The sequence below is a fragment of the Pseudocolwellia agarivorans genome (genome assembly GCF_002000085.1).
In the GTDB taxonomy this organism is placed as follows: domain Bacteria; phylum Pseudomonadota; class Gammaproteobacteria; order Enterobacterales; family Alteromonadaceae; genus Pseudocolwellia; species Pseudocolwellia agarivorans.
Genome location: NZ_MUZU01000001.1, coordinates 284,762 through 297,118, shown reverse-complemented (window position 1 = coordinate 297,118; position 12,357 = coordinate 284,762). Strand labels below are relative to the sequence as shown.

Sequence of the window (12,357 nt, the reverse complement as noted above, 5' to 3'; positions counted from 1 at the left end):
ATTGATTAAAAAGGTTTTATCTTCGAAGAGATAAGAGCGAAGAGAAAACTTAATAGGAGGGGGGAATTGTAATTATGCTCATTTCATAAATGAAACAAGCATAATGAACTATTGTTGGTTATATTATTTACCGCGTTGTTCTAGTATTTCAACAGCAGGTAATACTTTGCCTTCAACAAATTCTAAAAATGCACCACCACCTGTTGATATATACGATACTTGATCTGCAAGATCAAATTTATCAATAGCTGCGAGTGTATCTCCGCCGCCCGCAATTGAAAAAGCATCACTCTCAGCAATAGCTCGAGCAACGATTTCAGTACCTTTAGCAAATGCATCAAACTCAAATACACCACATGGACCATTCCAAAGAATAGTTTTAGCATTCTTTAATATTTCGGCTGCTTTTGCTGCTGATTTAGGACCGTAATCGATAATTTCTTCGTCGCTTGTGATCTCACTTGGATCTTTAACCGTTGTTACCGAGTTATCATTCCATTCACTAAAGCCTTCTTTTGTTGTTGTTACATCTTGCGCAAAAATAACTTCGGTTTCTTTACATAATCGCTGAGCTTCAGGAATAAGGTCTTTTTCATATAAAGAGTTACCCACTTCATTTCCTGCTGCTGCAACGAAAGTGTTTGAAATACCACCACCAACAACAAGTACATCTGCAATTTTAGATAACGCATCTAAAACAGTTAATTTAGTTGAAACTTTTGAACCACCAACAACAGCAACTAATGGGCGGGCAGGATTATCAAGTGCTTTACCTAATGCTTCTAATTCAGCTGATAGTAAAGGGCCAGCAGCTGCAACTGGAGCAAATTTAGCTACGCCATGTGTAGAGGCGTGGGCGCGATGAGCTGTACCAAAAGCGTCCATTACAAAAACATCACATAATGCGGCTAACTTTTTAGATAGCGCTTCGTCATTGGCTTTTTCGCCAACATTAAAACGTATATTTTCAAATACAACCAACTCACCAGCAACAGATTCAACACCGTTCAAGTAATCTTTTTCTAACCTTACTGGAAAGCTCAATGCTGCTGCTAAGTAGTCAACAACAGGTTGTAATGAAAATTCGTCATTAGCTTCGCCTTCAGTAGGGCGTCCTAAATGTGACATCACCATTACTTTTGCTCCAGCTTCTAAAGCTAGCTTTAATGTTGGTAATGCCGCTCTTAAACGAGCATCAGACGTAATTTTTCCATCTTGAATGGGTACGTTTAAGTCTTCTCTAATAAGTACACGTTTTTGTGATAAATCTAGATCGGCCATTTTAATAATAGACATTTTGGATCCCTATAATTTTGTTAAATTAAAATTGTTAAATTAAATTGTTAATGTGTAGCTTTGTTTTAAAGATACTTAGCCATAATGCTTGCGGTATCTAACATTCTGTTAGCAAAGCCCCATTCGTTGTCACACCATATTAATAGTTTAACTAGGCGTTTATGACTAACACGTGTTTGGTTACCGTCGACGATACATGAATGTGGGTCATGATTGAAATCAACAGAAACTAAAGGTTCTTCGGTATACCCTAATATGCCTTGTAGGCCATTATTTTGGCTGTTCTGTATTGCTTGGTTAATTGCTTTTATATCTACATCTTTAGACACGGTTAAGCTTAAATCCATTGCTGTTACATTTATGGTTGGTACACGTACGGCAATGGCTTCAAAACGACCTGAAAACTTGGGTAATATTCTCTCAATACCAATAGCAAGTTTAGTATCTACAGGAATAATTGAATGGCTTGCCGCTCTGGCTCTTCTTAAATCAGGATGGTAAGCATCAATAACTTGTTGATCATGCATTGATGAGTGAATAGTGGTTATTGTTCCACTTTCCACACCAAAAGCGTCATCAATAGCATTAATAACAGGGACTACGCAATTTGTTGTGCATGAACCGTTAGAAACAATATTGTGTTTCTGAGACAAAAGGTGGTGGTTAACACCATATATAATCGTAGCGTCAACTTCTGCATCACTTGAGGCGGGGTGTGAATATAATACTTTCTTCGCACCTTGTTTTAAGTGTTGTTCACCTTGATCGTATTGATCAAATTTACCGGTACATTCAAGTACTATATCTACTTGGTGTTTAGCCCAAGGAAGGTTAGATAATTGTTTTTCGTGAGATAAGTGAGTAAGTTTACCATCGATCAGTAAGTTCTCATTGTGAAGTTCTACAGGACAAGAGAAGCGTCCGTGAGTTGAGTCGTATTTTAATAAGTGAGCAATACCTTCGGGTGTTGCAATTTCATTAATAGCGACTAGATTAAATTCATCTGTTCTGTTGCTTTCAAATAAAGCTCTAGCAACATTACGACCAATTCTTCCAAAACCATTTATGGCAATATTTACAGGCATATAAACTACAAAATAAAAAAGAACCTGCAAAACAGGTTCTTTTGTTTAAAAATTAAAATTAAAGGCTTTCTACCGTTTTAACAATATTGTCTACTGTAAAACCAAAGTGCTCTAATAATACATTACCAGGAGCTGATTCACCGAATGTTGTCATACCGATGATTTTTCCAGCAAAACCTACGTATTTATACCAAAAATCAGTATGAGCAGCTTCAATAGAAACTCTTTTCGTAACGCTAGATGGTAAAACAGCTTCTTTGTATGCAGCGTCTTGTTCATCAAAAATGCTGGTTGATGGCATAGATACCACGCGAACTTTATCGCCTAGTTGTTCCGCCGCTTGCATCGCTATACCTACCTCAGAACCCGTTGCAATTAAAATAACCTCAGGTGTACCAACACTATCTTTTAAGATGTAAGCTCCTTTAGCTATGTTGTTTACTTGCTCAGTTGTTCTTGATTGAGCAGGTAATCCTTGGCGTGAAAAGATAAGTGATGTAGGAGCATTTTGACGTTGAATAGCGTTTTTCCATGCTACTGCAGACTCAGTTGCATCAGCTGGACGCCATGTCACCATATTAGGCGTGTTACGTAAATTAGCGAGTTGTTCTACAGGTTGATGTGTAGGACCATCTTCACCTTGACCAATTGAATCATGGGTATAAACAAAAATGTTTTGAATGCCCATAAGTGCTGACATACGTACTGCATTTCTAGCATATTCCATGAACATCATGAAAGTTGCGCCGTAGTTAATAAAACCACCGTGCAAAGAAATACCGTTCATAATACCGCTCATACCAAATTCACGTACGCCGTAAAAAATGTAGTTACCAGCAGCATCTTCTTGAATGCCTTTTGAACCAGACCATAATGTTAAGTTTGAACCCGCTAAATCTGCAGAGCCACCTAATAATTCAGGTAAGATTTGACCAAAGGCTTCGATAGAATTTTGAGAGGCTTTACGAGATGCAATGTTTTCAGCTTTATCTTGGCATTGTGCGATATATTCATTGGCTTTTTGTTCGAACTCTGCAGGTAAGTCACCTTTGATAACACGACGTTCATATTCTGCTGCTAATTCAGGGTAAGCTGATTTGTAAGCAGAAAACGCATCGTTCCATTGGGCTTGTTTAGCTTGGCCTTTTTCTTGTTGGTTCCATTGTGCAGCAATATCTGCAGGGATAGTAAACGGAGCATGTGGCCAATTTAAAAATTCACGTGTAGCAGCTATTTCGTCGTCACCTAAAGGTGCGCCGTGGCAGTCATGACTACCTGATTTGTTTGGTGAGCCAAAACCAATAATTGTTTTACAACAAATCATCGTTGGTTTGTCGGTAACCGATTTTGCTTCGGCAATTGCTGCTGTAATTTGTTCAGGATTGTGACCGTCTACACTGATCACGTGCCAGCCGTATGAAGCAAACCTTTCTGGTGTATTGTCTGTAAACCAACCTTCAACTTCACCATCAATTGAAATACCGTTGTCATCCCAAAATGCGATAAGTTTACCTAAACCTAAAGTACCAGCTAATGAACATACTTCATGAGAAATACCTTCCATTAAACAACCATCGCCTAAGAAGCAGTATGTAAAGTGATCAACAATCGCATGATCTTCACGGTTAAATTGCGCCGCTAACGTTTTTTCGGCAATCGCCATACCTACAGCATTAGAAATACCAGCACCTAAAGGGCCTGTCGTTGTTTCAACGCCAGGAGTGTAACCATACTCAGGATGACCAGGTGTTTTAGAATGTAATTGACGGAAGTTTTTTAAATCATCAAGTGATACGTCATAACCAGTTAAATGCAATAGAGAATAAATAAGCATTGAGCCATGGCCGTTAGATAAAACAAATCTGTCTCGGTTTACCCATTTTGGATCTGTTGGATTATGATTTAAAAAATCACGCCATAAAACTTCAGCTATATCAGCCATACCCATAGGTGCACCAGGGTGACCTGATTTTGCTTTTTGAACAGCATCCATACTTAATGCACGTATTGCATTCGCTAGTTCTTGACGAGATGTCATAATTACTCCGCTTAGAATTGATTGGATTTATAAATATGTTCATTTTCACCTGAACGTACTTATAACTCAAATGTTATTCTGCTATTTGTTATATTTTATTTGCAAAGACATATCATTTTTGATTATGAAAACGAAATATACCTATAAAGTTTAAGTGATTGTCAGTATATTAATATTCTGTTTTTAGGCCTTTACGCATTCAACTCCTTTATGAAAAAACAAATTTATCAGCCTGTATTTGCTATTTGTATGTACGTTATCGTGTGTTTGTTAACCATCATGATGATTAAACCGTTTTCTATGATAGTTTTTTTAGGTTCGTCGGCGGGTATCGCGAGCGCTATTATTATTTTATGGGGATCACGCCAACTTTTTTCGGTTGTTTTAGCGAGTATTATTTTTAATACGTTTTTATATTTTTATTTGTCAGTTGAATTTGAGCTGGCTGTTGTCATGATTTCATTATTAGCCACTTGCTTACAAGCTCTTTGGGCAAAGAAACTAACTTATCAAATGGTTACTCAAGGTCAATGGTTGGATAGCCGAGTAAAACTTTCTGTATTTTTATTTAAAATAGGCCCTCTGGTTTCCTTAATTTCAGCTTTCGCTTCAGTACTCATTGCTGTCTTATCTGTAAAAACATTTGATGTGAATTTATTTTATATTTTCTGCCGTACTTGGTCGATGAGCATTCTTATTTCAATATTTGTTATCCCTGTTTTATTGTTTCTTAAAAAAGAGCATAACTTTAATAAAGGTAAACAACTTTTTGTTATAACGTCTTCTGTTTTAGGGGCGCTTTCTATTGCCTTGCTTTTTAAAATTTTTCAAGATCAGCATCAACATTATCGTAATGATGATTTTTATAAAGCTCAAACACATATAACAACAGAATTTGAACGAAAGCTTCTGATTATTGAACAACAGCTAAACGCTTTAAAAGCTTATTTTGAAGCAAGTAAGTTGATTAATTTAGAATCATTCAATCAATTTTCAGCGAATATACTCAGTGATTCTTCTATGATTGAATCACTTGAGTGGGCGCCTGTAGTAAAAAATAAATATAGAGATAGTTATGAAAAATATATGTCTGAGGTGTTAGATACACATTATGTGATTAGCCAACAAACCCTTATGGGAAATACGGTAAAGATTAACGATGCACCTATTTATATGCCTGTTCAATATGTTTTTCCTCGATACCAAAATGAAGAAATTTTAGGTATCGATTTACTTAGTCATATTGATAAAAAAAATGCGATAGAAGAGGCTATAAACTCCGGGGAAATTTCGGCAACATTACCGATTAACATGATTGAAGGTGATTTTACAAACCCTGCTATTTTGATCGTTTTACCTGTATATAATAGTAATTTAACGCCTGATTTTGGTAAATATAACCAAAAGGGGAAAAGCTCAACGTCAGGCGTGGTAGTTGCTGTAGTAAGAATATCATCCCTTTTTAATAACATTGATCGTTTTATTAATGAGAACAATATTAATTTATTAATAAAAGATGTTAACAACCATGACTATTTTACTATCATTGGGCAAGAGTTTGACGCAACCAATAAACTTGTTAATCAGTATGATAGTAATGTGTTTTCTCGAAAGTGGAATACTCAAATTTCAGAAAAATATACTTGGGTATTACAGGATAAAACATGGCAAACATGGATGATGTTATTTGGGGGAACATTTGGTGGACTTGTTTTTCAGTTATTGATTTTAATGATGGCGGCTTATTCAACTGAACTGAGTAATAAGGTGACTCAAAAAACTCGTGAACTTATTTTATCTAAAGAAAAGTCAGATAATGAAAACCAAGCAAAAACAGATTTTTTACAATCGTTAAGTACTGAATTACGAGTACCTTTGAGTGTTATAAAGCGTTTGATTGAGGTCTTTCCAAAGAAAAATCTAGCGGAAATTGAAAAAGAATATATTGATAATATTTCAAATGCATCGCTTAATTTAGAGCAGTTAATTGATACGTTAAATGAATTATCAAGTATTGAATCAGGTAGATTAACTCTTAATAATCAATCGTTTGATTTTATTTTGTTCTTAAAAAGAATGGAAGAAATAGTAGAAGCACAAGCAAAAAATATTAAATTTTTAATTCAAGAAGATGTTCCTCAGTTTATTGAATCTGACGAGTTACGATTGCAACAAGTATTTATTACTTGTGCCGAAAACGCAAAAGAGTTGCTTGATAATAATAATATTTGTATCTCTGTTAAAGTTCATTTTCATCATCAAAACAGTGCAACAATAGTATTTGTTTTACATGCACTTAGAACAAATAATTCGATTCAAGACGCTTCCGTTGTTATAAATAATAATCCTGAGGGTATAAAGTTTAATTTGAGAATGGAAATGGCAAAAGAGCTTTGTAATAAATTGGGAGGTAACATTAACATTGCTCAACTTCCTTCGGGTGAGTCGATGATACATGTTTCTGTAAAAGTGAAAATATCGCAAGAGCAAGAAGTTGGGTTAGGGCGCTTTAATATACCGTCTATAAATCATAATACAGCCTTAAATGTTAAGCGTATTTTATTTGTAGAAGGAAAAAATAAAACCAATAAAAATTTATATCGACAGTTAGTATCTTTAAAGTTTTATGTGGATGTTATTACTGATGTTAAAGAGATTGACGCAAAACTCTCCACGAAAGAATATCATTTGGTTATTTTTGATTGCTCGGAAAGTGATATGAATATAGCGGCAATACCTAGCCCAATAAAAGGAGAATTTTCACGTACACCTACGATAGCTCTTTTTAATCAAGCATTAGAAAATAAGATGTTGTCTTTAGTTAACCATAAATTTACGTCTTATATGGTATTACCTATGACAACTGAAAACCTTCGAAACTTGTTAGCAAATTATCTAAAGTAGTTCATATACCCGTGACCAATCCAGGGGCTATTTTAGAGTACTTGAGCGATATTAATTCAAGACAATGTTTTGTAATAATGGTCGTTTCTTTGTAAAAAGCTTTGTTGATAAAGTGATTTTTCTCAAGCGTTTTTTTAGTCTCCACTGAAACCTGTATTTTGAATGGTTACGGGGATATATGTTATATGAACACTTTACATATTTACACGATAACGATGAGTTTTTAACTTTTACGCATCGTGATGTTCTGTAGACACCGTGAGATTTTTTTTCACTACAGATAGTATTTCATTTTTAGTTGATGGCTTGATAATGTAACCTTTTAAGCCGTAATGGGCCCATTTTTTTACCAATTCTTTGTTTTTATTTCCTGTTAATGCAATAACCGGGGTGTCGATTCCTTCTGAAAGTTGACGGATTTTTTTAGTGGCATTTAATCCATCCAAATTAGGCATAAATAAATCCATTAATATTAGGTCATAACGACTTTTTTTAATTTTATCTAATGCGCATAAACCGTCTTCAGCTTCATCAACATGATAGTTTTCTTTTAAAAGTACATTAGTGATCATATCTCGGTATAACTTGTTGTCTTCCACCACTAAAATAGAATGAGTTAAAACATTTTTTACAGTAGGCTCTTCTACGGGTAATACTTCCTCATCATTCAACTCATTAGTATCTTGCTCGGTATTATCTCTCTTTTTAATGGAGGCAACATGAGTAATTAAACCTTTTCTTTTTTGTTTTTTTACTGGCAGGCTTTCTTTTAGTGACTTCTGTTGTGAAACGAGTTGCGCGATTATATTATCAAGACTTTTACGAATATCTTCTTCAAGTAAATGCAATAAAGGATGTACATGATCTTTTGTTATATTTTGTAATAACTCTTGTGGTGAGTTAATTTCTTGTGCATTGTTGATTAAATCGGAAGAAGGTACTTTAGATATGTCTTCACCACTTTGTAATATCTTTTTTAATAAATGTTGTTTACAACGACTGCCTTCATCAATCAGAGCTGAAAGCTCTTCATCTATTTGTTCACTTAACTCTTCACTGTCTGTTTGTATTTTACTATCAGCTTGAGTTTGAGTTAAGCCGCTTTGTACAACCATAAGTAATCTTAATCTTTCATATAAGGGTTGATATACAAAATAATTATCAAAAAGGTTTTTCATACAGCATCGAAAGGCTAAAGAAGACTCTTTGTTATTACATAATACAATACTGTAATGTATATGATTAAGTTGAGATTCTTCTACTAAAAAGGTGTAATACTCCACCGATTTTTCTACGTTAGACAATGCAAATAGGATAACCGAAGGGGCTATCTGATTAAGATATTCAGCGGTATCTTCATCTAGAGTTAGCGTTCTGTATTCATCTATATGAGTGGCTAAAATATTAGCGGCTCCTGAGGTGTCTTCGTCACTGTCGACGATCATCACTACTTTGGGGTGGCGGCTTCCTACCGGTAAGGGCTTAGCTTTCATTTTTTATTACTCCGTACACTTGCTTAATTGAGTTATTAATTAAAATGATGAGTTCCTTACATTTGTTTTTATCATTAAGTATAGAAGTGTCTTCTAATTTTTGTAAATAATCTGCTGTTTGTTCTGCACCTATTGCTTTAGCTGAGGTTTTTAGAAAGTGAGCTTCTTCTTTTATGAGCTTGAAATCACTTTCACTATAGGCGCTACTTAGTTTAGTTATAGATTGCTTTGCTTGTTGTAAAAACTCTATTTGAAATCTTTTTATTAACTCTGCGTCATCGCCAACAAGCTCAAACATAGTGTTTTTATTAACTATTTTTAATTGATTCTCTGTCATTATTTATACCATTTTTTGAGCATTGCTCTTAAATCTGATAACTGAATGGGTTTACTTAAAAAATCATTCATTCCTGAAGCAATGCAATATTCAGCATCACCACTCATGGCTGCACCTGTTACTGCAATAATAGGTGTTGCTTGTTTTTGTTGGGATTTTTCTAAGGTTCTGATTTGCTTGGTCATTTCGTAACCGTCAATATTTGGCATGTGACAATCAGTTAAAATAAGCTGATAGTTTCCTTCTTCCCATTTTATTTTTCCTTGTAAGCCGTCATCCGCAAGCTCACATTTGTATCCTAATCTATCGAGTTGCTTTACGATGAGCTTTTGATTTAAGGGATTATCTTCAACAACGAGTATACTGGCTTGAGTACTTTTTTTATGATTGTTTTCTTCTGTAATATCAAAGTCAAAATCGAGTTCATCTAATCCTAATACATCGTTATTTTCATCTTCGTCAAGCTCTAAGGAGCTTAAATCTAATTCGTCTAGGTTAAGTTCAAAACCACTTTGCCAAGTATGTTGCATGCATTGAACGAGTTGAATTCTTGTCATGGGTTCAGAGCAACTTACTCGAATATTTTTAAAAGCTTTTCGTGCTGTATCTATTGATTTTCTATTTACTGCAATGGTGATACGGCTTTTGTCTTTTATCTCTTTAAGTAAATGTAGAATGGTTTGTATATTGGTTTCGTTATTGTTTAATAGAATTAACAATATATCGAAGTTATCTTTGCTTTTAACGTATTCACTTAATGTATAGCTGTTAACATGAGCACCTTCGTAGGTTAAATAGTGGCTAAAAACCTTTGCTTTATTGGTAAGTTTTTCGTTGCAATCGATAATTGAAATTTTAATATTAGATAAAGATTCGATATCCATCGCGATTGTTTCTTGTGATTTTAAGAAGGGGAGTTCAGCATCAAAACTAGAACCTTTACCTTTTTCACTGATTAAGGTTATTTTTCCTCCCATCATTTCAGTTAGTTTCCCACAAATGGCAAGTCCTAATCCTGTCCCCCCATATTGTCTGGTTGTCGAACGTTCAGCTTGTATAAATGGTTTGAATAGCTTTTCTTGGTTTTTTTTATCAATCCCAATACCATTGTCTATTATTTTTAAGCTGATGATTCCTGAAGTATTTTTTTTCTGTTTTATCGTGGTTACAAGGCTAACTTCTCCCAATTTCTTAAAAGATGAACTTGTGAACTTTAATGCGTTACCAATAAGGTTAAATAGAATTTGACGTACCCGCATTGGATCGCCTGTAATAAACATGGGAGTATCGGGGTCTTCAAAAACGTGTAAAGATATATCCCTTTTTATTGCAACAGGAATAAATACTTTAATTACATTATCAATAACTTCTGATATTGAAAAAACACGTTCTTCTAGTTCTAATTTTCCTGCTTCAATTTTATTGATATCCAATATATCGTTTAAAATAAATACAAGGTTTTCAGCGGAAGTTTTTGCAGTATCAATTAAATCTTTTGATTCTGGTGTTTGTTTTGTTCCCGTAAGTAAGTCTAATGAGCCTATCACGCCATTCATAGGTGTTCTCAGTTCATGGCTCATCATAGAAAGAAAGTCTGATTTTATCTGACTTGCATTTTCAGCATGTTCTTTGGCTTTTATTAATTCAGCGGTACGTTCTGAAACACGCTCTTCAAGTTGAGCATTTAACTTTTTAAGTTTTTTTTCTGCTTCTTGTATTTCTGTTTCATCAATACAAATTCCATCTAAACGGTAGACTTCACCTAAATCATTACTCACCGCTCGACCAATACTTTGGAAGTACTTAATGGATTTATCTTTAAGTATAATACGATATTTAAAGGATAAATCTTCACCTGTACTAAAAGAATAACGTGTGATATTCCCCATTTTTTCTCTGTCTTCTGGGTGAATAATAGATACCCATTTATCTAGTACTCCAATATCTTCTGTTTTTAAACCAAACATTTCATTAGCAAAGTGATCCCACTCACAATGCCATTCATTATTGATAAGTCTAATACACCAAGTCCCTATTTTACCGGCTTTCATGGTAATGTTTTTACTTTCTATTGCGTCATTCAAGTTGTTAAGAATTTCTTTGTTTAGGGTGCAATCAGTTAGTGTACCTATTATCGTTTTGGGCTCTCCATTTTGATAAAATGTTTCTCCTTTTATATTAAACCAGTAGGTTTGCTTGTTTATCTCCATTCTAAATTCAAAATTAAGTGGCGATTTTGATTGAATATGAGACTTTAAAAATATTTCGAACAGTACCAAGTCATCTTGGAATATAGCCTTTTTAAACATATCCCATGAATAAATATCATGGGATTCTATTTGGAGTAATTCTTTGAACTTTGCTGAAAACACTGCAGATTGCTGAGCAATGTCTAATTCCCAAATTCCAACATTACTGCTTTCAATTGAATTGATTAACCTAGATAAATAGATACTTTCTTGTTGATATTTGTACTGCCAATTTTCTTCTAACGATAATAAAATTAAACGATAATTGTTATTTAAAGGGCTAATACTGGCTTTATATATAGAGTTAAAAGTGTTTTTATTTTTATATGATAAGTAAATATGTGATGGGGCTTGCGGATTATCAATAAATCCTTCAATGCTTATATTTGTATCAAAAGGGGAAAACAAATCAAAAAGTGCATTATTTTCTGTAAGTTCTGCTGTAATAGTTAATAACTTTAATGCGAGTTCATTAGAAGCAATTATCTGATAATTTTTAGTCACCGCAATACATGGAAAAGGGATGCTAATTAACTGTTGGAGCGCTTCACATTTCATTACCACAACCTGATTAAAGTATTTTTAATTAAAATGTATTAAAAGAGGATATTAAAAATATAGCAGTTAAATGAAATATATCTATTAATGTCATAAATATACCTGTTATCAATCAATAGGCTATTTCAGAGCATTGTTGATGAAGTGATTTTGCACAAGCGCTTTTATGATGAGGCTAAAATCAATTTATGGGGCTTATTAACTTTAGTAAGGTTTAGGGGATTAGGGTAACGCAGGAGCGGTTACTGAGAATAATCATGACGTAAATTTAATGCCTTGCATACATGGATGTAGGCCTTAGATTTTGTTTGGAACGTAAAATTTGTACATAAATGGTTTTTAGTTCCTACTGAAACCAGTATCTTGAATGATGAGGGGTATATAACTCACCTATATC

Annotated in this window: 7 protein-coding genes; 1 reads left to right on the top strand and 6 read right to left on the bottom strand. The window is 34.1% G+C overall.

From position 1 onward, the window contains the following. Nucleotides 1-123: 123 nt before the first annotated feature. The 3 genes from B0X80_RS01235 to tkt form a co-directional block, all read right to left on the bottom strand. Nucleotides 124-1,296 (bottom strand): phosphoglycerate kinase, encoded by a 1,173-nt coding sequence (locus tag B0X80_RS01235; protein WP_077338020.1) that lies wholly within the window; start codon nt 1,294-1,296, stop codon nt 124-126. A 65-nt stretch (nt 1,297-1,361) separates the two neighbouring features. Continuing rightward, nucleotides 1,362-2,381 carry an erythrose-4-phosphate dehydrogenase gene (gene epd, locus B0X80_RS01230; protein ID WP_077338019.1) on the bottom strand — a complete coding sequence of 340 codons (1,020 nt, stop codon included), beginning with the start codon at nt 2,379-2,381 and terminating at the stop codon, nt 1,362-1,364. A gap of 58 nt (nt 2,382-2,439) precedes the next feature. Continuing rightward, nucleotides 2,440-4,419 carry a transketolase gene (gene tkt / locus B0X80_RS01225; protein ID WP_077338018.1) on the bottom strand — a complete coding sequence of 660 codons (1,980 nt, stop codon included), beginning with the start codon at nt 4,417-4,419 and terminating at the stop codon, nt 2,440-2,442. Nucleotides 4,420-4,629: 210 nt separating this feature from the next. On the opposite strand from tkt, the gene B0X80_RS01220 reads away from it, so the two are divergent. Further along, nucleotides 4,630-7,323 (top strand): CHASE domain-containing protein, encoded by a 2,694-nt coding sequence (locus B0X80_RS01220; RefSeq protein ID WP_077338017.1) that lies wholly within the window; start codon nt 4,630-4,632, stop codon nt 7,321-7,323. A 230-nt stretch (nt 7,324-7,553) separates the two neighbouring features. On the opposite strand, the gene B0X80_RS01215 is transcribed toward B0X80_RS01220, so the two are convergent. The 3 genes from B0X80_RS01215 to B0X80_RS01205 are packed head-to-tail and all read right to left on the bottom strand — an operon-like array spanning nt 7,554 to nt 11,960. Further along, nucleotides 7,554-8,816: a response regulator gene (locus B0X80_RS01215; protein ID WP_245825356.1), complete on the bottom strand. Its 1,263-nt coding sequence runs from the start codon at nt 8,814-8,816 to the stop codon at nt 7,554-7,556. Continuing rightward, nucleotides 8,806-9,153, bottom strand: coding sequence for an Hpt domain-containing protein (locus tag B0X80_RS01210; protein WP_077338016.1), 348 nt, complete (start codon nt 9,151-9,153; stop codon nt 8,806-8,808). The genes B0X80_RS01215 and B0X80_RS01210 overlap by 11 nt, the downstream gene beginning before the upstream one ends. Further along, nucleotides 9,153-11,960, bottom strand: coding sequence for a PAS domain-containing hybrid sensor histidine kinase/response regulator (locus tag B0X80_RS01205; protein WP_077338015.1), 2,808 nt, complete (start codon nt 11,958-11,960; stop codon nt 9,153-9,155). Before B0X80_RS01205 ends, B0X80_RS01210 begins: the two co-directional genes overlap by 1 nt. Nucleotides 11,961-12,357 lie beyond the last annotated feature (397 nt).